Source organism: Paracoccus saliphilus, from assembly GCF_028553805.1.
GTDB classification, from domain to species: domain Bacteria; phylum Pseudomonadota; class Alphaproteobacteria; order Rhodobacterales; family Rhodobacteraceae; genus Paracoccus; species Paracoccus saliphilus.
The window spans coordinates 855,895-880,255 of the sequence record NZ_CP067140.1 but is presented as its reverse complement, the minus strand read 5'-3'; the positions used below and the strand labels follow the sequence as shown (position 1 = coordinate 880,255).

Here is a 24,361-nt window from a genome sequence, read left to right as displayed (position 1 = left end):
GAAATATCAATGTATTGGCTATCATATGCAGATGCGATTGAGGCAAAATCACCGATAAAAAGGGCAGAACTATCTGCCTCTTTCCAAATTGTGAATTGCCACCTAATTCGCCCTCACAAAACACGAAAAATCAAATGGTTAGCCGAGGCTTTGCGCACTATTTCTTCCTTTCTCGCCAAGAAAAGTTTCCTTCGCCATCCCGCAAAGCCGATAGCGAAGCGCATGACAAGGCAGAGTTAAGCCGCCTGTCTTTTCTGGCCCGTATCGAGCTGATATAGTGGTAGAAGCTGATCCGTCTTGAGGCCTATGTGCCGTCAGCTACCGCCAGGGCGAAACACGGAATGGGCTGCCGCTGCGGGGTTTCCGGTAATCCTGACACATGAAAACCGGGCCAACAAAGTGCAGAGTAATTTCCCTATTCAGAGAATAAGATGGCACTTCTGGCCACCTCATGCGGCCTCCAACATGTCTACAATCTTCTGTAATTCGGTGAGGATATCAGCATGATGCTGCGCAAGATGCCTGACGATGCGAGCGTTTCCCAGCAAATGGTTCACATAACCAACAGCCTGAACCAGGTCGAGCTGATCTGCGCCATAGCTCTGCTCGACCAATTTGAACTCTCGGTCTAGATTTTCCGATTCGCGCTGCATTACCGCGATTTGCTCCTCCGTCAAACCGCGCGGGCGTCGCTCGCGACCTTCAACCAACTGGTCCTCTGGTGTCGATGCAACCAGAGAGCGGGCATAGCCTGTAGAGTAGCGATTCATCGTAATCATCGATTGCGCCGCCTCTATCTGCCGCATGGGCTTCAGGTAGCGCAGTTCCGTGAACACAGTAATCGGGACGTGTTTATCACGTAGAAGCTCGGCTGCTTCGGGACAAATACCAACAAGCAGGTTCCGCTTCATGCGGATATTCGCGATATTGACATTAAGCGCTCGCGCCAGACGTTCCTCGGAAACTCCCTTGCGGATCGCGTTCAAAATCATCTTATGCTCTTGGATGATCGCGATCCGGCTGACACGCTTGTTGTAAGTAAAAGCTTCATCATCAAGTGCAATCAGGCAGACAACCTCAGCTTCACCGCGATTTTTAAGGATGTCGATACGTAAATGACCATCGAGGAGATGGAACCGATCCCTATCATCACGGTCACGAACGATAACTGGGGGCTCGATGATGCCGACCTCCGCAATCGACGCGGCGATTTGACTATATTTGACCGACTTTCGAACTCTCTCAGAGATTTCGTGCAGCGGGAGTATGGCATCAATCGATATCCGCAGGCTGGTTTCCTCGAAGCCGATTTTCACCTGAGGTGCGGATTGTTTCCTTGTCATATCCGTGTCTCCCGGGCCTCCGCCAAACGTGTGGCGATGCGCTCAGGCATGATCGCAAGCCCTTCATCCTCAAGTATTCCTATGAAGGTCTCGTCATGTGAAAGCCGCCTGAAGGCTTCGATGATCAGAACCAACCTGTCGCGGGCAGCGTTGGCTCGCCGGATCATGTCGCGCTTGCGCTCGGCTTCCTCCTGATAAGCCTTCATCAAAGCAGCGGTGGACAAGCGCTTCGTTGCAGAAGATTTTTGTGCAGTAAGCCCCTTGCCCCGACGACGACGAGTCTCGACCAATTTCTTGGCTGCCAACAAACGCTTGCCTCGCAGAAGCCCCTTGTCATAGGCGTCCTGCAACACTCGCTGGACATCGTGGTCGCCAGCCTCCGCGATTTCCACTGCCACGCTAATAGGGATCGTTCGGGCTTCCACCGAACTCAGGAGGCGTTGCTCTCCTTTCTCGAGCAAATGAGCCACACCATTGACATATTCCGTCGACAAGCCGGTTTTTCTGGCAATATCAGCTGACGAATAACCGCGCTCGCGCATGGCACCAATATCTCGCAGCAAGTCGATTGCCTTGTGCTGACGGCGGGCACAGTTTTCGACCAGGCTCGCTATCATGCAATCTTCGGCATCCGCAGTAACCACGAGCGCAGGTACATCCTGCTGGCCAAGTGCCTGATAGGCTTCGAGCCGTCCTTGTCCACAAACGAGATCATAATAGGGACCGCCAGCTTCCATCCGACGGGTCACGGTAATTGGCCGTTTTAGCCCGATTTTTGAAATATTATCAACAATTTCCTTGAATACTCGCTTATTCCGGAGGCGAGGGTTGAGGACATTGATGCGCTCAATTGGGATCCACTCGACGCGCTGTGCAGGCCGGGCTCCCATCATGCCGCCCTCGGAAACGGCTGCCGCGCGGCCATAGCGTAAAAACAACCCAATGAATCGAAGCGATACGCGTCGAGCGATAAACCGTTGTGTTCGCTCAGCCTGAGCAGCGCGGTTCTCATGTCCAACCTCGGTAGTAAATAATAATCATGGGGTTCATGATTGTCCGCATCCATGCGCACAGCGACGGTCAGATCAGGTTTCAACGCGGTGTCGAGCCGCAGCTTCCACCGCAAGGAGCCCGCTGACGTATGAAAACACCGGGCAATAACGATCGTGGCGGTGAATTCGTCATTGATCGTCAGGATGTCTGTTAACGGATCCTGGGTGACCGTTCCCCCTGCCTGGCGCAAACCGGCAAGAACTTCCCCAACCACCGTCGGATGAAGTGCGCGCAGGTTCCGGTTGATCTCGATATAGCGATAATCCCGATCGGGTGAGAACCCGACCAAAGCGTAAGCCCGGAGCAGCCCGCCGAAGCGGGTACGGTAAGAGCTGCTTGAAGGCGCTCCCTCGATCTCGTCGATGATCAGTCCGGACAACATTCCGTTGCGTTCGAAGATTTCTCGCAGGATCTCCAGCATGGCTTCATCACTCATATGCTGTGCACGCGCTGTGATGATCGCCTGCGCCCTATCGAACAATTCTTGATCGACAATCGGCGTGAACACACCGTCCGCGCGAACCCAAGACTCACGGGGGTTGGACACATGTTGATTCTTTAATTTGAACGAGGTCCGCGCCCAAACATTGTTACCGATATACTTTTCGTTTGTCAGAAGCTGATGAACTGTTCCGCGTGTCCACGGTCGGCCTAAATCGGTGAGGATATGACGAGAATTCAGTAGATTCGTGATGTCCGATTCTTTGCTGCCCTCCACGAATAGTTGGTAAATTTCTCGCACGATTTTCACCTCGGCCTCAGGGCCGGGAACGAGGATCACGCGATCGGTGGCAATGCTCTTCTGTTGCCCCTGTTCAAGCTGCTCTTTGGCCACGCCATGCTGATCTACGAGAAGGCGTCGCAACCCAAAACCCGCGGTACCGCCCTGACGAAAACCCAAACGAATAAGGTTCGATTGTCCTGCGAAGACTTTGACCGACAACTCGCGACTGTACTCGCCTGCCATTGCGCGCTTAACGGTTTTGATAATTGAGGAACCGACGCTGCCGTCATTCTCGAACTGCTCGGCACAGTAATGAACCGAGATGCCAGCACGCCGGCAACGGAGCTCGTGGCTGGCCGCCTCATCGGTATCCTGCCACCGGCCCAACCTGCTAACATCGTAGACAAGCAAGGCGCGATAGTCGGCGCGGTCGTTGTCGATGTCATCGAAGAGTTTCTGCAGAGCGGGTCGGCCACCAGTGGTGAGGCCACTCCGTCCTTCGTCAGCGTAGGTACGCACGATGCGGAAACCGCGTTCGTCAGCATATTTACGAATAGCTGCAGCCTGGTTATCGGTCGAATACCGCTGATGTTCGGTTGACATGCGGACATACTCAGCAGCCGGTATGCCCTGCAGCTCGGTCGCAGGGAGTTCGTCACTGCCGTTGTTCCACTTAATGATCATTGCCTGCCCTAGTGGCTTGCGCTGCGTAATTCACAGAACAGCATTAACCCGAAAGGAGCAGAAGAATGCTTCCCAATAACGGTAGAAAACTTCCTAGAATGCAGCGTGCACCATCAGAGACCGAGTATATCGTGCAGATCAGCAATGCCTTGCGCGGCGAACTGGGTGGAACTGGTGTGGCCGTGAAGACAATTATGCGTTGGACGGGCGCCAGTGACCGGAGCGCCAGAACCTGGATGAACGGTTCAGGAAGCCCTAGCGGTTATCATCTCCTGTGCCTCGCCCGCGAATGCGACGCGGTATTTGAGGCTATGCTCGACCTCACGGGCCATCCGGAAGCGAGATTAGGCTTCGATTTGCACGCGGCAGAAGTAGCGATCGCAAGAGCTATGGGCGCATTCGAAGCCCTCAGGCGGCAAAGATCAGAACGCGGCACTACGCATCGCCCAGTCTGACGCCTAAAGGTCGAGATCCCAAGGGTTGATCACTTCCACACTGAGCGCAGCAAAAGGTTCACAGGCGCGTGTCGCAGCAGGCGCGGTGTTACTTGCAACGGCTATTGCCGCTATTTGCCCGTCGACGTGTCCGACGGTGAAGCTCTCTCTCTGCGCCTCGATTGTACCCGTCGCGTAGCTGATGTTCGCTACGCAGGTGACGCAGACGTCTTACTCCAACGTGAGAACAGTAATGTCAGGTTGGGAAGCTTTGATCGCTCATAGAATTGCGGCAGGTCGCTCCCTGAACACACTGGGAGTGCGCCCAACGCTTCAAGGTCCTTGCGAAGATGGGGCGAGCGTCGATGTAGCTCTACAGCCAGCATAACAAGCGTAGCAAAACGCGCTCGAAATCTGTCCAATGTTTCGGCTTCAATGACCTTGCGCATACAGCCGCTGTCGGGATCCCGGCGCGATGTCATTCTCAGATACCCCATCGAAGCCAGGGAATGAAGCTCCGCACTTCGAAGCCGAAGGATTCCAAGTGCTTCTGTGAATAGGATAAACTTCGGATCCCGGTTGGTAATTTTGGATCGCACCTGTTCAAGATCCACCAATAGCGCGTTGATCCCCTTGATCCGCTTGTCGCGATAGGTCGGGGAGAGTTCACCCTGCATGAATAGCGTCAATATTTCCGATGCTTTGCATGCAATCCGTTCTCGAACCTGCGCGGCCGTGAGGAAATTTCCGTGTTGCCTGGTAGCTGGAAGGTCCTCGACGGCACGGAGAAGTTCGTGTGCGTCTCTTCTGCTGATGTAGCGGGCTTTGCCCCCACGCGTGTGGAACGGAAGGATGCGGCAATCGGCAAGTTTCTGAACAAGGTCAAAGGAACAGTTCAAGATTCGCATTGCTTCCTTAATCGTAATCTGGTCATCTATTTGATCCTTGAGTGCCGGAAGCAAATCGACGCGCACGCCTTGACGTTCAACCGCCCCAGTTGAGACTGATTCCCCGTTCGCCATTTGGAACCTGAGGAATTGGTCAGGCTTCATCCTGAGTTCCCTGGCGGCATCAGTGACGCTGAGCAAGCGAGGTTGTTTGACCACCGTCCCAAGGACGATCGCCCCTGACTTGATCGGAAAACTCTCGATGATATGATCTCGCACCACCGATTTGAGCAGTTTCATTTCCGGCGCAGCACGGCTGGATGACAGCCATGTCAGAAACATTCCATAGTCTCGCCGATGAAACTTCTGGCTGTCGGACGATTCACGTGTCAGATCATCAAGACATGATTTGAGGGCGTCCGCACCGCCAGACAATATATCAAACCCTTTGGCGCCGGCGGCATGCAACATGTCATCGGACAGATGGGTGAACTTTACTTGCGTACCATATAGAATGCGGCCACCGAGAGATTCCGCGGCGCGTGCCACCACAGGCAGGGTGAAGCAGTCAGGCCAGAAACCAGCATGGGGCGTACCGCGAAGACGTGTCCGCAAATAAGTTTCCAGCGAGCTCTCTTGACGATGTATATCGATATGACCCGTGATCAGATCGAAACGCTCTCGGATGATTGCCGCAATGTCGTAGTTTTCCTGCGAGTGCTTTCTGGAGGGTAGCCGAATGAGCGGGACATGATGGATGTCGCATGTTCGGATCGAAACAATCTGCCAATCCGCCCGAAGAAATGCCCCGCTAAAGCCGTGCTGATCGACCGACGCCCTGATGCATGCTGGACAAACCCTCGGAATTGATCGGCAGACGGTCCTGATCGTCCCCATCTCTCGCCCAATCCGAACACGTAACTTTCCGACATTTCTAAATGTCCATCTTTGAAGGTTGCTGTTATCCACCCCGGCGATTTGAGCGACCCGCGAAACTTCTTTCTGCTCTCCCCGGATAATCCCGAACCAGTCAAGTCCGAGATCAAGGCAGAAATCCCGTGCCGATCCATAGAAGTTCCTTTGCGCGATCCCGGAAACAAGGGAGACGGGCGTTTCGCGCTCGAACATTTGTCTCGTCAATGCCAAGGGCATAAGCCCGCCTTCCGACGCCGCATATTTATTGGACATCGCACTCTCCGTGATTCAGCAACTTTCGGGTGTCAATTCGTTCGAAATCGCCCGCTACGAATGGGTTGAGGCCGTCGATGCAGCCGGCGCGCTTACCGAACATCCGCGTGAAATGAAGGATTTCCAAAGTCTCGGCACCGGACAGCATCGCCTCTTCCAATGCGGCGATAACCAGTTCGATCAGCAACCCGAACTCCCGCGCCCCGGCATGGATGAGCCGTGCGGCAAATTCGGTTGTGCCGACTTCATTGCACGGCGTCATATCCGCACGCCGGGAATAGAGGCAGAGCAATTGCCGGACGCGCTCGGCATCGAGCACAAGATCGAGCCGGGGAAACTCGATCGGGTAGACCCGGCGTGCCAACTGGGCGTCGTGGTTAATGATGGTTTTCAACTCCGCCGTACCGGTCAGGATCAGACCAACCGGCCAGACCGGGTGCTGCATCAGTGACTTCAGGGTGTTGACGACCGAGGTCAGCTCCTTTGGAGTCTGATGAGCCGAAAGGTCCTGCGCTTCGTCGTAATGCAAGAACAGCGTTTGGCGGGCGGCGAGGTGATCTTTCACCATATCCCAGATGGTTTGGGCGGTTCTTTCGCGGCGAAGCGGGAAACCGAGTGCCGTAAGCGTGGTTTGACCGACGAATTTCAGGGTTGCCGGTGTTGGCACCGGCAGGCTCGCGACCTCCATGCGCGGGGTTTCCGGCTCCTCCAGAACCAGATCCGGCTGCACCGCGAACAGGTGTCGCGCCGCAGTGGTCTTGCCGCTGCCGGAGGCACCTATCAGTGCGATGCAGCGGGCCTCGGCTACAACTCCGGCTGCAATCTCTGCCCGCCGTCGCTCCAGCAGGTAGCGGAAACGCTCTTCGAATTGCCGATAGGCCCGATTACTCGAGAAGATGGATCGCAGCGCGAGAACGCGCTGCGGGATGCCAATGTTCAGAGATTCAGTCATCGAAGGTCCATTCGTCGCCGTCATCGGAAACCTCGCGTATATTTTCTCCGAACGAAGCGCCGCCAGACATGGGTTGAGGGGGTGGTGCATCCGGGGTGATGACATCGCCAAGAAGATCATCTGGTTTGGGCCGGTTTCGGTCGTTTGGCCGTTCGAGATCACCCGTCGCGGCCGAACCCTCGGGACCAATGCGCAGCCCTGTAAAGAGCTGCCGTTCCTCCCGGTCCAATCCTTCGGCCGTGAGATGCGGCGGTTGTACGCGGCGCAATTGCCGGGCACGGGCATCGATCGCAAAGATTTTTTTCCGGGTATCCCGAATGATCTGCTCGGACAGGACCGCCTCCTCTCGGAACCGCGTCCGCAGCTCGCGCACCATCTCCAGCCAGTCGCTGAGACACAGGCCCCATACGGCATGCGAAACGGCCTCGGCGCTGAACCATTCATGGCCGAGGCAGATGGAAATATACGTCAAATCCTCGGGATCTACCCGAATAGGAATCTCGCCACTTGCCCCGCGTAGTAAAGCTTCCTGCAGTTGCGAGCAGGTATAGTTGATCCCGAAGGCTCGCACCCCATGTCGATCGAGTTTGCGGTTGAGCGGAATACCAAACACGGCACGGCGATGATTGGCATCGGGTGGTGGCGTTACCCCCTGCTCGGCCGACAACCGTTTCCAGGCGTTCGCCGGGGTCTCTCCCTTGAGGCCGGCATGAGGTGAATTGTGGTAGATATCGACGATGAACAGCGTAAGGATCTGTGCCAATTCGTCATCAGTCAGAGCCGCCCATTGTTCCGATGGATAATCGCCGCGTTCCACTGGGTTACCGAAGGTGCGGCCGATCAGCATCGGCGCGAGCTGTTGACCGAAAGTACGGAATAGACGCTCAATTCGGCCGCGGAGTTTTGGGACCCCGGCAGGTGGTGCCTCATAGGTTGCGCCGAGATCGGCGACCGCCATCCGGAACTTCTCGGCGGCGAAGGCTGAGCCCTGGTCGGTCGCGAGAACGCCAATACCGCCGCATTGGTCCCAGGATGTTTGACAGCCTGACGCTTCGGCGATGGGGGTTTTGTCCTGGATGATCAGGTTCAAAGTTCGAATTGCATCATCGGCATTCGGCGTCGACACAATACGGAACCCAAGCACACAGCGTGTCGCGCAATCAAGGGCAACATAGATCCAGCGTCTGCCGACCTCAAATTTTGCCCGATCTTCGCCTGGCCAGCCGTCCAGCGCACCACTTTCACCCAAAAGGGAACAAATGTCGATCTGCCACTCGTCCATCTCGATACGCTGCAATGGATAGTCGGCACTCAGTCCGTCCTCGTAGAAACCGAACTTGCGGCGGGCAGCATCGATCCCTTTGCGCTGTGCGATGACCTCAAACGGATCAAGAGCCTTGATGCGGCGCCGCACCGTCCGGGCCGATGGTACGGGCAAGGGCGCGATGCCTGCGGTCGATCGACCGCGATTGATTTTGGCAAAGCGATCACAGACATTCTCGACGATCTGTTGCTGCGTGGGTTCGTTGCGATCAAGATAGCCGACCACGCATTCGGCAAGGACGGCTTCGGCCTCCGCTATCAGCTTTCGGGTAGAAAGGTCGGGCCGACGCTTGCGCAGAAAAACCAACGGGCTATGACCGCCAGCCTCATACATTCTGACCCATTGCAGCAGCCAGCGTGTAGACGGAAAACGGCGTCGCTCGAACAGCTGACCCGCGCGCGGATTGCGTCCGACATCCTGACCGCTTTCCTCGATGTCATTCACGCGGCGTTCCAGGATGGGTATAATCTTTTCCACCACCTGTTCGGAGCGATTGGTTTCGCCACGCGCCTCGGCTTCGAGAAACGTTCTGGCACATGTGGCTTGCCACAATATCTTTGCGCGCTGTTCCGGAGGCATGGTTTGGACATAGTCGATATCGCAGCGCAATCGACGAAACGCGGATTGATCCGAGAAGGCCCCGCGTTTGAGTCGCACGTCGGGGCGTGACAGCAGCCGCATGAAATCATCGCTGGTAAACGACAGGCAGACGGACGAATCGTCGAGCCGCGACCAGATCGAGCCGCTGCGATCGCTGGTCAGCAGCCGGTGCTCTGCCCCTGCAATTTCGAGGCAGTCGATTTCAGAAAGACGGAAATGGCGGGTCATTGGACAACCTCCGGCGTAATGCGGGTGGAAGGAAGAATGTCGCCGCTATCCACTGCGCGCAGAATGCCGGCGAAGATGGCGCGGAAGGCCGCGCGGAAGGCCCGGCCACCGAGCCCCGATCGCCGAACAAGATCGGCAATCGGAGTTGGGCCAGACATGTCACGGGTCAGTTCTGCAATGATCCGGTCGGCTTCGGGATCCGGAGTGCGGCGAAAGTCGTGCAGCTTTTGGGCGTTGCGTGCGGCGGAAGGGCAGTAGCGCTGTTCCGTTATCAGCACGACCTCATCGGCGAAGTTGAGCGGGGTCGCGGCCCGGATCCGCTTCAGGGTTTCACGAAAGCCATGGCGTTCAACAATGGCCGCGGGCTTGACGGCAATCGCGATGCGGCGGCCGTCAGCAAGCGTGATCAGGAAATCGAATGTATGCGGCTTGCGCCGGCCCTCGGCGGCCCGATATTCTACCGGGGGTGGCTGGTCCCAGATGTCTACGACATCCGGACGCGCGAGAAGTTGGTAAAGAACATCCTGTTCGCGTTTGCTCTCGAAATAGCGCAGTCGGGGACGCGGATCGTGCGGGGTCTGGCCGGGGAGAAGCCCGCGCGAACTGGCGCGTGACCGGGCCGGCGGTTTCCGGGTCGCCTTGCTGGGCAAGGGGTGCGTGAACGATGGGTTGAATGGATGGCTCATCTTGTCTGGCCCGGCGAACGGTCATGCATGGCCATTCGCCCATGGGCACTTCTCCTGTGTCAGAACAAAAAGGGATTCTGTGCCGCGAAGGGCGGCACTCAGGCTTGACTTTCTGAAGCTGTCGCGGGAGGATGAGCTATCGAGTACCAATCGATTAGCGGCCTCGTGAGCGACAGCTTTCGGGGTCGTTTTTTGTGCAAATAGCTACATTAGCTTGCTCCTTTCTCGTTGCTGTACCTGCCGGGAAAAACCTCTTCGACCGGCTTCCCGACCGCCCTAGCCAAGGCGGCTTCGATGCGCTTGGAGCGTCGCAGCCCCTGGCTGACGGTCGTCACGGATCCTGGAAGGACGCCCATCTCTGCGGCGATCTTGCTCAATGACGTACCCCGGATACGCAATTCCATCTTTAGGCGTTCATGATCGGGATGTACGCATGGCGCTTCCAATAGAGCCTCCTAGCAAAGTTAGTTGCCGGTGCATGAAGAGAATCACGTTTTGGCGAATCACGTCAATCAATGAAGGGGCGATAGCGAAAATACGTGCAAAATTACGGTAAAGTCAGCAAAATACTGGCAATGTTGATATCACCGGATTTTTGCACTCCGAGGGAGGGCACATGGCGTGGACAAAACACTGGGTGAAACCGATCGAAGATCGCCTGGCTGTGGGTGGTCACAACCACGCCGATTTCCATGCACCCGACGAGTTTCTGAAGATCATTCGAGAGACGAGTTCCCTTGCCGCGCTGAAAGCACATTTTCCGGCACCGCGCCGCCAATTGATTCAGGCGCTGGAGCATTTTGGATTTGATTTCATGGAACTCCTGCGCACTCAGATACGCGATGGAAAAAACGATAGCGAGCTTGCAGCGCTGCACGCGGTCGATGCGAAATGGATTGCGGACATACGCGGGAAACTGGGTATTCCGTCACATCGTGGAAGACCGAGCAGGCAGGTGGCGGATGAAATCTTGCGGGATGCATATGCCAACCACAAAAATTACGCGGGGGCGGCGCGTGAGCTTGGGATGGATCCTCGAACATTTGGCCGGCGCTATCGCGCCGCGGTTCGAAGGCCCGCACAATAGCAGCTCAATCCCAGAGACCGGTGAAGCGACTGGCCGCGGTGCGGGTGTAGCGGGCGGTATGGCGGGGATCGCGATGGCCGAGATAATCCTGGATCAGGCGCAGGTCGCGCCCGGCATGGGCAAGCGCATGGCCGCAGGAATGGCGCAGCATATGCGGATGGACCGGCCCGAGGCCGGCCCGCCTGGCGATCGCGGCAATGAGATAGTTGACGGCCTGGCGGGTCAGCGGCTGGCCACGTTCCGAGAGAAACAGCCAGAGCATAGCATCCTGCCGCACCGACAAGACACGCCGCAGGGCACGGAGCTCGTCTCCGGCCAAGGGCTGGTTGGTGGCAAGACCGCGTTTCAGCCGCCGGACCCAGATGTGTCCGGATGCGAGGTCGAGATCATTGCACCGCAGCGCAATCAGCTCACTGACCCGCAGCCCGTGGCGGTACATCAGCAACAGCATGAGATGATCGCGCGCGCCGTGCCGACCGGATTTCGCCGCCGCCAGCAGCCGCGTCATCTCGGCCGGGGTCAGGTAATCCCGGTCGCGCCGATGCGCATCGACCGGCTCGGTGCCGCCACTCTTGACAAAAGGCCGGTTGGGACGCGGATCGCTCATGTGATACCTGCCCTGGAATTGCCGGGGTCGCTTTCCCCGACTCTCGACAAAACGCACTTTCTGTAAAGAGTTTAATCCCTGTTCAGCCTATCGCGAAACGCTACGGGTGACGAGCCTTGAGGCTGTAACGGTTAGCTTCACTTCTCAAAGGCGTAGATTTTTTTGTGAGATCAAGAGGGTGGTGCAGAAGTGGGATTGCCGGCCTCGCCCCGGTACTCGTATGCTGAGGCAGTGGCCGCTTTTGCACCGGGATTTACCATGGCTCGATACAATCCAAGCGCCGACCTTTCGCCGCTTTATGAAACGATGGATCGCCTTCGCACCGATTGCCTGATCAATGATGGTTCGCTTCTATCACCAGGTCGGTCACTTTGGACCGCTGATAACTTTGCCGGACTCCAGCGAACCTATGTCCAAAACCTTGACGCCGGCGACGGAAATTTTTTCGAGAAGCTCAAAGCTCAGCTTTCTGATTCCACGAGCGACGGCCGCTGTCTGATGGCCGAGTTGATCTGGTTGCTCTACGCGTTCCAGCGCTCTGATGTCGCCCCCTCGACCAAAGATCAAAAGGTTCGCGAAGTCTGGTCATGGTCCGGCGGGGAACTGCAGCCAGAGGTTGCGGCACTTACCGACCCAGTACTTCAAGGCGTCGGGCGCGCCGGACAGGGATATAATAACAATAAATGGCGCGAACTCGTCCTACTGATAACCGCCATGCAGGATCTGAAAGCGAAACCCGAGAACGAGCGTCGTCATTTAGTCTCTGACGGAGAAGCATTCGCTTCATGGATGGACGTGCATGTCGAAGGTGATAACCGTCAATTGCGGCACATCCTGCCGTTTCTGTTTTTCCCTGATGACTATGAGCGCATCAGTGCTGCATCGAATAAGCGTGACATCCTTGTAGGCTTTGGCGCAGCTTCGCCGGCGGAAGTGCGAAGCATGAGTTTTGTTGAGCTCGATGCGGCGCTCGTAACACTGCGGAAGGAACTTGAGGCAAAACACGGTTCGCGGGTCGATTTTTACGAAGGGGATTTCAGGACCGTCTGGCAGAAACCTAAAAAGAAAAAGAAAACTTCTGCACAGGAAATGAACGAGGATGAGGTCGTTCCACCCTGGAACAACCATGAACTGAATACGATTTTCTACGGCCCACCTGGTACAGGAAAAACATTCAGCACCGCGAGACGTGCTGTCGAGATTTGTCTGGGGCAGGCACCGGAAGACCCGATCGCTATGCGTCAAGCATACAACCAATTGGTCAAGGACGAACGCATCGGCTTCGTCACTTTCCATCAGAGCTATACCTATGAGGACTTTGTCGAGGGACTGCGGCCTCGCCCGATGGCGTCAGGCGCGGGTTTCACCCTCGAGCCGGAAGCTGGAATCTTCAAAATAATGGCAGAGCGTGCGTCGGAACAACAAGGCAATCATGTTCTCATCATCGACGAAATCAACCGCGCGAACATTTCCAAGGTCTTGGGCGAACTCATCACACTGCTCGAGAGCGACAAGAGAATGGGGGCATCAGCAGCGACAACGGTGACATTGCCTTATTCGAAATCCGCCTTTTGCTTGCCACGAAACCTTTACATCCTTGGCACCATGAATACCGCGGATCGCTCGATCTCGCTGCTGGATACAGCATTACGACGCCGATTCGTCTTTGAAGAGCTGCCACCTGATATGTCGATACTCGTGGATATCGAACTCGATGACAGTGCGCTCGATCTGGCGGCCGTCCTAACAAGCATCAACCAGCGACTGATTTATTTCCTCGGTGAGGACGCTCAGATCGGCCACGCATGGTTTATGGAGGCGAAGACGAAAGCCGATCTCGACCGGATCATGGCCTTCAAGGTCATCCCTCTGCTGCGCGAGTACTTTCATGATGATCTCGAACGTGTCCGGATCGTTCTGGGAGGCGGCGACGGCTTTCTATCGCGGTCGCAGCTGCCTGTCCCCAACGGGGCGGAAGGTTATGCGGAGGATCGGTATCGTTATTCGGACATTTATCGCGAAGAGGGGGCTTATCCGGAAGAGGCTTACATCACGCTTCTGGATCGATCATAATGTGGCCTGGCCGTCACCACTATACGGTGCCGGAATGGTCGTCCCTGCCTGTCGGGCCGGAGGGCATAAGTGAACTACAGGCGGAGCAACTCCATCTTGCTGCGATTACAGCAGCTAGGCGACTTGGTGTTCCCGAAAACGGTGTGTTGGCGCGGGGCTTCCGGCGGTTGGAAACACGACAAGTCTGCGGGATCATTGCTGCGCCGGGAATCTCTTTGGAAATCCTGCCCAAGCTGAAGGATAACGACGGTGCGTTGCGCGCGACCCTAATCCGGATGCTCGCCTTGGCTTTTGATGTTCCACTTTCGGAGGGCCAAATCACTGGCTTGAGCACACAGGACAATGATCTCCTTGAAGTATTCATCAACTTGTTTGTGACGCGTCTTGCGCAACAGGTGCAGACTGGACTCATGCGGGCCTATGTCCCGAAAGAGGAATTGTTGCCCAAGTTGCGTGGCAATCTTGATCTACGGCAACAGATACTGCGCCGTGCGATTGATCCTTCCCGGCTGCATTGCCGTTTCGAAGAATTTTCCGAGAACACACCTTTGAACCGCCTGTTCAAGACGTGCCTTTTGTATCTCGGTTCCTTCGCGCGAACTGAACCGCTTCGTCGGCGTATTACCAGTCTAACAGAACGGTTTGCGGGAATTCCGCAAAGTCGCGCACCGTTAAAGGAGCGGATCGTCTGGAATCGGTTGAATGAACGTTTCCGCGACACTCATACTTTGGCACGCATGTTGCTTGAGGCGGTGTGGCAAAATACGACATACGGCACTTTCACTGGAGTGGCCCTGTTGTTTCCAATGAACCTGTTGTTCGAGCGCTATGTATCGCGCTGGCTGCAAAGGGTGCTGCCTGCAGGAACGGTGTCGGTGCAACGCCGGACGTACACATTGCTGCAGCACGGGGCTTACCCATTGATCCCCGACATCGTGATCGAAACCGATGCCGGACCGCTGATCGTTGATACCAAGTGGAAGGATCTTGGCGATCCAATCGGATCAGTCTCCAAAGTCAGCCAAGCCGACCTCTATCAGCTCGCATCCTACGGGGCGGTTTATGACGCCAACCGCGTCATACTTCTGTATCCGGGAACTGCACAGGATCGGCAGCCAACGGTGTGGCAATATACCGCCACAGATCGACAGGTAGAAATTCGGCTGGTCGATTTGCGGGTCACTCAGACAAGGAAGGATTGGGAAACGCTAGCGCGACAGCTCGTCACGCAAAATTATAAGTAAGAATTGTCAGCACAGATACTTTACAAAACGCGTGTTCTGTAAAGAGTTTTTGCACTCCAGAAAGCAATTTGGACCGAGGAGAGACCGAAATGAATTCTCTGGAATTCTCGCGACGCCTGCCGGAAGAATTCAGCGAGGCGGAATTCATCGCCGCGCTCGCGAGGTGATAGATCTAGACGAAATTCAGTATCTGAGTGATGCGGAATGTCAGAGCCTGTTCGACCCCGTCATTTTCCTCGCTGATTACGTGATCCTGCTGCGGGAATTCTACCAGTAGGCGAGAATCAGAAGCGGGGATCCGGTTCTCGATTACCGCGACCCGGTGATCTGGAACCAATTGAGCCGGGCGCCAGGCGAAAAGCCAGATTTCACCCAACCAACATGTCTTGGCGTCAGCGAAGATCCAGCGCGATAGTGAACTCGGTGCGAGGCCAGTTGCTGTAGGCCCAGTTCGTTGCCCCGCTTGCCGCGTGATCTTGATCCCGGCGCGAATCTTCGCAGGCCATGACGACCGGTCGGTCACTATCTTCCGGTTGACTCAGCGTGTTTCATCGGCCTCCCCCCAGCTCTCGTCCATGAAGGCCTTTCTTTCTAAAGGGGAGGAGCTCGCCCGAAAGCCTTCCGCCTCGGCACGTTTCTGGAGTTGGTGCACCCGGAGCCGCAGATCATTCGCGTGGTGCGTCACTGCGGGCCTGCTATGCCGATCATCCTGTTCCATGCGGTCACCTTCATTCTCAAATCGGTTCAGAGTATATTATGATCCGCGGAACGCATTCTGCAAAGCGCCGCGACGAAGATCCAAGTTATTGTTCCACTATCTCGTTGCATTTGCAGGATAACAAACGCAACAATTGCATTATGGGACAGTCGGTCGGTAATTTTGGTTTCCTGGATCACCTCGATGGCGAGCTTGCCAATCTGGGGCGATTGGCCGAGAGTTATTTTCAGGACGATCCGAGTACGAGCATCATAAAACTCAGGCAGTTTGCCGAACGCCTCACGCAGCGACATGCTGCGCTTGTCGGGATAGAACCGCAGCATAGTGACACCCAATCCGATCTCTTGCGGCGCCTGAAATATGAACGGGCAGCACCAGAGCAGGTTCTGGATGTCCTTCACTATATCCGCAAGCGGGGAAATACGGCGGTTCACGAAGGAAAGGGCAATCACCGGGATGCGCTCACCTGTCTTAAGATGTCCGTGCAGCTTGGCGTTTGGCATGTTCGTGCGAGCACCCCGGACCATGAGTTCTCGACAGGGCCTTTCATTCCGCCGCAACCGCCATCCGACAGCAACACGGAATTGCAGCAAGAGCTGGATCGTCTTCGCGCCGAACGAAATGAGGCTCTGACAGCTGCGCAAAAAGCCGAAGAAGAGCGACAGCAGGCCATTCTCGCGGCAGAAACGGCCGAGGCGCGGCATCGGCGGGAGATCGAAGAACGCAAAACCTGGGAAGCGCTCGCTCAGGACGCAGACCGTCAACTTCAGCAATTCGTCTCCAAGGCACAGCATCAGGCCCCGGCCCAAAAAGCATCCATTGCAAAAGCTGGGCATGAGGCCGCAAGCGTCATTGACCCCGATGAGCAAGCTACCCGCGCACTGATTGACCAACAACTCCGGGACAGCGGCTGGGAAGCCAACAGCATCGACATCAGATACAGTAAGGGTGTTCGCCCGGCCAAAGGCCGCAATCTGGCAATCGCCGAGTGGCCCACGAAATCCGGACCAGCCGACTACGCACTGTTTGCCGGGGAAACATGCGTCGGAATTGTCGAGGCCAAGCGTTATCGCAAGAACGTCTCGGCGGCCATCGACCAAGCCGAAAGATATTCAAAAGGCTTCGAATGGCCAGAAAATGCAGAGAGCTGGGATGACGGCTACTCTGTACCGTTTGTCTTTGCGACCAATGGCCGCCCTTATCTCAAGCAGGTTGAGACAGAAAGCGGCATCTGGTTCCGTGATGTCCGCCTCGCCAGCAATCTCCGACGCGCATTGATGGGCTGGTTCCGCCCCGATGAGTTGCTGTCAATGCTAGAGGTCGAAAAACAGAAGGCGCAGGAGGCACTGGAAGCCAGATCATTCGATTTTGGTTTCCAGCTTCGCCCCTATCAGAAAGCCGCAATCAAGGCCGTGGAAAAGACGCTTGCTACGGAAAGGCGGGAAATGCTGGTGGCGATGGCCACCGGGACCGGCAAGACCAAACTTGCTATCGCGATGCTTTACCGCTTGCTGGCGACGAAAAGGTTCCGCCGTATCTGCTTTGTCGTGGACCGCTCGGCCCTTGGCACGCAGACCAGCGACGAATTCATGAGCACCGCGATTGAAGGACCTAAGACCTTCGGCCAGTTATTCGGCATCATGGGGCTCGAGGATATCCGGCCCGATCCGGAAACCCGAGTCCACATCTGCACCATTCAGGGACTGGTTAAACGAGTCCTCTATAATAACGACCCTGCCGATGTGCCGCCAATCGGCCAATATGATCTGATGGTGATTGATGAATGTCACCGGGGCTATCTGCTTGATCGGGAGATGTCGGATGCGGAGATGAGTTTCCGAAATCAGGAAGATTATATCTCCAAGTACAGACGCGTCCTCGAATATTTCGACGCAGTTAAGATCGGCCTTACCGCAACGCCTGCACTGCATACCGCACAGATTTTCGGCGAGTCGATCTATACCTACAGCTACCGTGAGGCCGTCATCGATGGCTGGTTGATTGACCACGAGCCTCCGATCCGGTTCCAGACCGCGCTAGCCAAGGCAGGGATTACATTTGACGCCGGTGAGGATGTCGAGTTGCTGGACAGCAAGACGGGCGAGGTCCAGACGGAAACCGCACCGGATGAGTTGAGTTTTCAGGTCGAGTCTTTCAACCGCAAGGTCATTACCCAGCCGTTTAATCGAGTTGTCGCCGAAGAGCTCGCCAAGCACATTGATCCGAGCCTTGAAGGCAAAACGCTGATTTTCGCGGCCACCGACGCGCACGCTGACATCATCGTCAACGAGCTGAAGAAAGCCTTCGCCGCGCAATATGGCTCGATTGAGGATTCCGCCATCCGCAAGATCACCGGCAGCGTTGACAAGGTCGGCACGCTGATCCGGTCTTTCCGCAACGATGCCTTCCCCCAGATCGCCGTGACCGTTGACCTGCTGACCACGGGCATCGACGTGCCGAAAATCACGAATCTCGTCTTCATCCGCCGCGTCAACAGCCGTATTCTCTATGAACAGATGCTAGGCCGCGCGACGCGCCGATGCGACGATATCGGCAAAGAGGTTTTCCGCATTTTCGACGCGGTCGATCTGTACGCCACGCTGCAGGACCTGACGCAGATGAAACCGGTCGCCAGCAATCCTAAACTGACATTTGAGCAGCTTTTTGACGAATTGGCGACTGTTACCGAAGAAGATCAGCAGGCTTTGATCCGGGATCAAATTCTCGCCAAACTACACCGCAAGCTGCGGAAGCTACCCAGCAAGGTGGCGCAATCCATTGAGGACTTGACCGGCGAAACTGCCGAGCAGCTGCGCGACCGGCTCAAAAATGAGCCGCCGGAAAATGCCGCTGCACATGCCAAGAAATTCACTGGATTGGGAAAAATCCTCGACTGGAATCCGGATGGCTCGGGACCAAATCTCCTTCCGATTTCACACCACGAAGACAGCATGCATGCCGTCACCACGGGGTATGGCGAGCACGACAAGCCCGAAGACTTCCTCGAAACTTTCACCTCATTCGTGAAAGAGAACCAGAACCGCATTGCCGCCCTCTCGGTCGTGGTCCAAAGGCCGCGCGATCTGACCCGCGCCGAATTGCGTAGCCTGCGCCTCGAACTCGACAAACTGGGTTTTTCCGAAACCAGCCTGCGCCGTGCATGGAACGACGCCTCGAATGAAGATATCGCCGCCTCGATCATCGGTTTCATCCGCCAAGCCGCACTTGGCGATGCTCTGATCCCATTTGAAACCCGCGTACAGAATGCGACCAAAGCCATTCTGGCCAAGGCGAAATGGACCGACCCGCAGAAACAATGGCTGCGCCGGATCGCCGATCAGATCACACAGGAAATCGTGCTCGACCGTGCCTCCATCGACGAAGGCACCTTCAAGCACCACGGGGGCTTTAACCGGCTCAACAAGGTGTTTAACGGTCAGCTTGAAAGCATACTGCATGACTTCAACGAAGAACTCTGGAAAGTGAGCGCATGAATCCGAATACCGCCGATATCGTCAACAAGCTCTGGCGCGAATGTAAAACGCTGCAATCCGCAGGCGTCTCCTATGCCAATTACGTCAACGAGCTGACATATCTGCTTTTTCTGAAAATGCTTGAGGAAACCGAACAGGAGCACCGGCTGTCGAACGGCCATAGCTGGCGCAAACTGGCAACGACCGAGGGCGGCGATCAGCTTGACTACTACAAAATCATGCTGCTGGAGCTCGGCAACCCCAAGGTAACTCATGACCCGGTGACGCTCGCGATCTTCACCGATGCCACGACGCATATTCGCCTGCCCAAAGACCTCAAGATTCTGACTACCAATATCGACAAGCTCGACTGGTTTTCCGCGCGGGAAGACGGGCTGGGCGATATGTATGAAGGGCTGCTGGAAAAGACCACATCGGCCACGAAATCCAAGGCGGGCCAGTACTTCACCCCACGCGCGTTGATCGACAGCATCATTCGCCTGATCAAACCGCAACCGGGCGAAATCATCCAAGACCCCGCCGCCGGGACCGCCGGTTTCCTGATCGCCGCTGACCAATATATCAAGGCAGCCACCGACGACCTGTTCAAAATTTCGGAAAGCCAAAGCAATTTTCAGCGCAAGCAGGCATTTCGAGGGCATGAATGGGTGCCGGACACCCACCGCCTCTGCGTCATGAATATGCTGTTGCACGGCATTGAAAGCCTCGTCGGCTGCGAGGATAGCTGTTCCCCCTCGGGCGAAAACCTTGGTCGCGCCGATGTGATCCTGACCAACCCGCCCTTCAACAAGATGTCGGGCAATGTGAACCGTCCCGATTTCACACTGACAGCGGGCGAGCGCGTCGGCCCGATGCCGTTTCTTGAACACGCCATCCGCAACCTCAAACCGGGCGGACGCTGCGCCATAGTCATGCCCGATAACATCCTGTTTGGCGACGGCACCGGAACCGAGCTGCGCCGGTTCCTGATGGTCAACTGCAACCTGCACACCATCCTGCGCCTGCCCACCGGGATTTTCTATGCTCAGGGTGTCAAAACGAATGTGCTGTTCTTCACCCGTGTGACGGACAGGGTCTATCCCGCCAATCACAGCACGCAGGCGACCGATGCGGTCTGGTTCTATGACCTGCGCACCAATATGCCCTCTTTCGGAAAAACCAACGCCCTGACTGCCGCGCATTTCGAGGAATTCGAGACTCTGTTCGGCCCCGATCCCTTGGGCGGGTCAGAGCGTGAGGATCAGGGAGAGGCCAGCCGCTGGCGCAAACTGACGCGCGAGCAGATTGCGGATCGTGGCGATAACCTCGACTGGACATGGCTGCGCGATGAAAGCGGCGACCCAGAGGACGAGATGACCGAACCCGACGAGATCGCCGCCGCGATCATGGGCCATCTTCGTGCCGCGCTGGAGGAGATCGAAGCGCTGAGCGAGGAACTGGACCCCGCGCCGGTCGTGGAGGCGGCAGAATGACGGAACTGCCGAAGGGGTGGGCGACTTCACCACTTGGAGAACTATTATCGATACAAAGTGGATTTGCATTCAAGAGCACGGAGTACCGACCAAGCGGGCATTTTCTAATTCGTATCGGAAACGTCCAAGATGGGCGCGTTTCACGCGACAAGCCTCAATTTGTGGAACTGGACGCGCGGACCAAAGCATTCGAACTGGCGGCAGGTGATATATTGACGTCTTTAACGGGGAATATAGGGCGTGTCGCCCGTATTCAGAATAAGCACCTACCGGCAGCGTTGAACCAGCGCGTAGCAAGACTCAAACCGACAAAAGCTCTGCAATTCGATGGTTATTTATATGCCTTTCTCACATCGCCTTCGTTCAGGACAGAATTGGCATTGCATGGAAAGGGCGGGGCTCAACAGAATGTGAGTCCTGCGACCATTGGAGAACTGAAAATCCCCCTTCCCCCACTCCCCGAGCAGAGGCGGATTGTGCGGAAGCTTGTCACCCTCACCGCCCGCACCACCACCGCCCGCACCCACCTCTCCGCCATCGAAAAGCTGGTGGAGCGGTATAAGGCGGGTGTTTTGGATCAGGTGTTTTCCACAGCCGAAAACCGTGTTGCGCTTGGTTCGTTATTGACTGGCATTAAGGCCGGGAAAAACCTTAGATGTGATGAACGCCCGCCGTTGCCGCATGAACGCGGGACTGTAAAGGTAAGCGCCGTATCATGGGGCAGATTTCAGCCCGATCAATCTAAAACACTCCCGCCCACGTTTGAACCAGATCCCAGTAGCTTAATTCGTCCGGGAGATTTGCTCTTTTCCCGAGCCAATACCGTTGAGTTGGTAGGGGCCGTGGTCATAGTGGATGTTGCGCCAAAGAATTTGTTCCTTAGCGACAAGGTCTTACGTCTTGATACTTCAGATCATTTAAAACCGTGGATTCTGTGGTATTTGCGTAGTGGAGAAGGCAGAAGACAGCTTGAAGAAGTTTCGTCTGGCAATCAAATGTCAATGAGAAACATCGGACAAGCAAGTTTGAAGGCAGTGACCATCCCTCTGCCTGACACCGAAGAAAGGCGTAATGCGCTAAATCTAATCGAAACCGGCTTCGCCAAAATCGACCGCCTTGCCGCCGAGGCCGAGAAGGCCCTGAAACTGACCGATCGCCTCGATCAGCGCATTCTGGCCAAAGCCTTCGCCGGTAAACTCGTCCCCCAAGACCCGAATGACGAACCCGCCGAAACTCTCCTTGCCCGCATCCGCGCCGAACGCGCCGTCGCACTTAAGCCGAAGCAGGGCAGGAAAAAAAGGCCACCGCATGATCTCGTCTAACCCAGCTTCGGGAGAGCCGACTGCGCCTAACTACCCGGCGCACGCTGTCGAGAATATCCCGAATCCCGGCCTTGCCAGTATCAAACCGCTCATCATCGAACAATAAATGGTCTCCGAATGTCAGGTTCATCGCTCTGCTGGCGATGGACTCCACAGCGGCGAGTTAGTCATCAATGGGTAGAAGAGGACCGCAATATAACCATTGTTTTGGCTGATCAACTTCGTACATAATTAACTGACGACAGAAATGCTTGATCTTGCCGCTATCCCAGAGCATGATTGCTCTCGCTCGGCGCCAAATGAGAAATGCTAGGTACAATGACGTTTGACGAAGGAATACCGGACACGTGCCCCCCTCATGAGGCAGAGCATATAGTTGACGATGAGCAATTCTTCAGAGCTGTAAGCGCAGAACAAATAGGTGAAGTCGATTTTCATTCTTGGGTCAAACGTGGTCTTCCTTCGGCGCGCCCCGAAAAATGCCAGCATTGGGGAATATCTGTCTGGCGTGAGCTTGAGGCCGTACATCATGCACGAAAGGTGATACCTTCTCTTGCCGAAAAATACGTTGCGGAAGGTCGTTTAAATAAAGGCGACGGCTTGTGTTTGGCAACACCCTCCCGTAACCAGCCTAGCCACTGCACTCTATGGTACAATATCGAATGCGACATAGCATTCAAGTTTCGTGTCGTTCTGCCTCCCCTTTTTGAGGACTGACCTATGGGAGAATGGACATTCAATAGGGAACCGGATGGCTCCATCAGGGAACAAACAATAACTCCCAAAGATGTTCTTTTTGAATTTGATGAGCCTCTCATTTTTAGATCAGATGTTGGCGTATTAGATTGTTTGCTGAACAAGGTTTCGTCACGGCAGGAAACCTCATATTATTTGGCATGCGAAACAAATGATCTCACTATTAATGCGCTTAGGCATGGTCGAATTTCTGTTCTAGGTGCGTTTAACTCAAACAATTTTTGGATATTTGGAACCAATCCACACGGAGCGATAGAGGCATACTGGCGACTAAGCGCCGATGAAGTGCCCACCAAATTCAAGCCAGAGGCAGGCGTTCCGTTGTATCACTGGATGGATTCGGCGCCGGATACCCTTGCTCAAGCAACAGCTTTGTTTTCCATAAAATTCAGAGGGAAGAATCTAAAGCAAAACTCAATTGCACTGGGACAGATGAAGGGTTTGATTGATAAAAGTTTTTCGACCGTTCGCGCATTACTAACTCCGATTGAATTGATGCACTCAAAGTCGTCAACACTCGACTTCGATTGCGAAATCGCTTTATCATCATTTTTAATATCTATACATGAACCGCTAGTTAATATGAGTTCAGTTCGACGAAGGAAGGATTTAGAAAGTCTTTCAAAAGAAGATATTGAGGCCGACGTTCGAAAAATGAGCTTTTTACTTGCGGAAAAGCTTGGACAATTTTCATTAGCCGCAAAAGGGGAAGGTGCACTTGCAGATTATATGGCAAAAAATCTTGCAGTGACTTCCGCCTTGAGTCAAATCCTTCCAGAGGAAGGCGGATTTTTCAACTCTGTAGAAGTGAACGTACTATCAAACGGAGTGATTAAGAGTATTGTTTTTGATGAAGAAGATGCTACGCAAATTTACGCCGCACTTCATGATATAGAAAATAAACAAGTTAAAGATAGCGGAAAAATTGTTGGTGGTTCGGAAAAGTCTAGAACTGTAAGAATCATGTCTGTGCGTGGCAAGCAAGTTACTTGTCATTTCGAACCTGACACCTTCAGTCTTGTAGCCCCGGATGGGAAGTTGGATTTAAGCCGGTATATACATATATATGGCATCTTAGAGCAGCGTCCTAGGGTAGATCGTATGGAAGTCGAACACTTTGAATTCTACGATCCTCGCAACATCGTTGCCTGACGCACATGGTGCAATCGTTCGTAGTTTTTTCAATACTATATTGGCGTATCTATTGAGCCAGACACATTCGAGGACAAGCGAGCGCTGCAGGCCGATCCGCCTTCATAACCATTTCAGCCGCCGATACTGATGCCGATTTACTCCACGGCAACCGAGAGCAGACTTGTTGGAACCAGTGCCTACATCAAGTTATTCCTTGGTGGTTGCTAGCCAAGTCGATCGGATCTCGCATAATGGACAGTAGGCACGATAAATCAAAGGTCGAAAAAGAATTCTTTGCCTCGTTCACTATGCCCTGACTGAGTGTCTCATTGTTTCCGAAAGCGTCAACCA

At 55.1% G+C, this 24,361-nt stretch carries 17 protein-coding genes; 8 read left to right on the top strand and 9 right to left on the bottom strand.

The annotated features are described in order from the left end of the window. Window positions 1–449: 449 nt before the first annotated feature. From JHX88_RS04120 to JHX88_RS04110, 3 genes are read right to left on the bottom strand one after another with little or no spacing between them, the layout of a single operon-like run. On the bottom strand, window positions 450–1,343 hold the full coding sequence (locus JHX88_RS04120) for a plasmid partitioning protein RepB C-terminal domain-containing protein (RefSeq protein ID WP_076527486.1): 894 nt from the start codon (window positions 1,341–1,343) through the stop codon (window positions 450–452). Further along, the gene (locus JHX88_RS04115) at window positions 1,340–2,236 is read right to left on the bottom strand and encodes a plasmid partitioning protein RepB C-terminal domain-containing protein (RefSeq protein WP_272848183.1); all 897 of its coding nucleotides are present in this window, start codon (window positions 2,234–2,236) and stop codon (window positions 1,340–1,342) included. The genes JHX88_RS04120 and JHX88_RS04115 overlap by 4 nt, the downstream gene beginning before the upstream one ends. Beyond that, window positions 2,233–3,804: a recombinase family protein gene (locus tag JHX88_RS04110; protein WP_076527488.1), complete on the bottom strand. Its 1,572-nt coding sequence runs from the start codon at window positions 3,802–3,804 to the stop codon at window positions 2,233–2,235. The genes JHX88_RS04115 and JHX88_RS04110 overlap by 4 nt, the downstream gene beginning before the upstream one ends. 65 nt (window positions 3,805–3,869) lie before the next feature. Between JHX88_RS04110 and JHX88_RS04105 the strand changes: the two genes are divergently transcribed. After that, the gene (locus JHX88_RS04105; protein WP_076527490.1) at window positions 3,870–4,259 is read left to right on the top strand and encodes a hypothetical protein; all 390 of its coding nucleotides are present in this window, start codon (window positions 3,870–3,872) and stop codon (window positions 4,257–4,259) included. 188 nt (window positions 4,260–4,447) lie between these two features. Here JHX88_RS04105 and JHX88_RS04100 read toward each other — a convergent pair whose 3' ends face one another. From JHX88_RS04100 to JHX88_RS04080, 5 genes are all read right to left on the bottom strand, one after another. After that, entirely contained in the window at window positions 4,448–6,313 is a 1,866-nt protein-coding gene (locus JHX88_RS04100) for a TniQ family protein (RefSeq protein WP_076527492.1), read from the bottom strand. Continuing rightward, window positions 6,303–7,265, bottom strand: a complete 963-nt coding sequence (locus JHX88_RS04095) for an ATP-binding protein (RefSeq protein ID WP_076527653.1) — start codon at window positions 7,263–7,265, stop codon at window positions 6,303–6,305. The genes JHX88_RS04100 and JHX88_RS04095 overlap by 11 nt, the downstream gene beginning before the upstream one ends. Next, a complete protein-coding gene (locus JHX88_RS04090; protein ID WP_076527494.1) occupies window positions 7,258–9,417 on the bottom strand; it encodes a Mu transposase C-terminal domain-containing protein in 2,160 nt (719 codons plus the stop codon). Before JHX88_RS04090 ends, JHX88_RS04095 begins: the two co-directional genes overlap by 8 nt. After that, on the bottom strand, window positions 9,414–10,103 hold the full coding sequence (locus JHX88_RS04085; protein ID WP_076527495.1) for a TnsA endonuclease N-terminal domain-containing protein: 690 nt from the start codon (window positions 10,101–10,103) through the stop codon (window positions 9,414–9,416). Before JHX88_RS04085 ends, JHX88_RS04090 begins: the two co-directional genes overlap by 4 nt. 209 nt (window positions 10,104–10,312) lie before the next feature. After that, window positions 10,313–10,507 carry a helix-turn-helix domain-containing protein gene (locus JHX88_RS04080; RefSeq protein WP_076527497.1) on the bottom strand — a complete coding sequence of 65 codons (195 nt, stop codon included), beginning with the start codon at window positions 10,505–10,507 and terminating at the stop codon, window positions 10,313–10,315. A 212-nt stretch (window positions 10,508–10,719) separates the two neighbouring features. On the opposite strand from JHX88_RS04080, the gene JHX88_RS04075 reads away from it, so the two are divergent. After that, the gene (locus JHX88_RS04075; RefSeq protein ID WP_076527499.1) at window positions 10,720–11,190 is read left to right on the top strand and encodes a hypothetical protein; all 471 of its coding nucleotides are present in this window, start codon (window positions 10,720–10,722) and stop codon (window positions 11,188–11,190) included. Between the two features lie 4 nt (window positions 11,191–11,194). Here the strand turns inward: JHX88_RS04075 and JHX88_RS04070 are convergent, their stop codons facing one another. Next, the gene (locus tag JHX88_RS04070; protein WP_076527501.1) at window positions 11,195–11,797 is read right to left on the bottom strand and encodes a tyrosine-type recombinase/integrase; all 603 of its coding nucleotides are present in this window, start codon (window positions 11,795–11,797) and stop codon (window positions 11,195–11,197) included. 258 nt (window positions 11,798–12,055) lie between these two features. Between JHX88_RS04070 and JHX88_RS04065 the strand changes: the two genes are divergently transcribed. The 6 genes from JHX88_RS04065 to JHX88_RS04040 all read left to right on the top strand — a co-directional run bounded on the left by JHX88_RS04065 (window position 12,056) and on the right by JHX88_RS04040 (window position 24,028). Then, a complete protein-coding gene (locus JHX88_RS04065) occupies window positions 12,056–13,870 on the top strand; it encodes an McrB family protein (protein WP_076527503.1) in 1,815 nt (604 codons plus the stop codon). Next, window positions 13,870–15,114 carry an McrC family protein gene (locus tag JHX88_RS04060; RefSeq protein WP_076527505.1) on the top strand — a complete coding sequence of 415 codons (1,245 nt, stop codon included), beginning with the start codon at window positions 13,870–13,872 and terminating at the stop codon, window positions 15,112–15,114. The genes JHX88_RS04065 and JHX88_RS04060 overlap by 1 nt, the downstream gene beginning before the upstream one ends. A 756-nt stretch (window positions 15,115–15,870) precedes the next feature. Next, on the top strand, window positions 15,871–19,326 hold the full coding sequence (gene hsdR, locus JHX88_RS04055) for a type I restriction-modification system endonuclease (protein ID WP_272848182.1): 3,456 nt from the start codon (window positions 15,871–15,873) through the stop codon (window positions 19,324–19,326). Continuing rightward, complete coding sequence (locus tag JHX88_RS04050; protein ID WP_076527511.1) at window positions 19,323–20,798, top strand: class I SAM-dependent DNA methyltransferase; 1,476 nt, start codon at window positions 19,323–19,325, stop codon at window positions 20,796–20,798. The genes hsdR and JHX88_RS04050 overlap by 4 nt, the downstream gene beginning before the upstream one ends. Further along, window positions 20,795–22,120, top strand: a complete 1,326-nt coding sequence (locus JHX88_RS04045; RefSeq protein WP_076527513.1) for a restriction endonuclease subunit S — start codon at window positions 20,795–20,797, stop codon at window positions 22,118–22,120. The genes JHX88_RS04050 and JHX88_RS04045 overlap by 4 nt, the downstream gene beginning before the upstream one ends. Window positions 22,121–22,840: 720 nt before the next feature. Further along, window positions 22,841–24,028: a hypothetical protein gene (locus JHX88_RS04040; RefSeq protein ID WP_141225899.1), complete on the top strand. Its 1,188-nt coding sequence runs from the start codon at window positions 22,841–22,843 to the stop codon at window positions 24,026–24,028. Window positions 24,029–24,361: the final 333 nt, after the last annotated feature.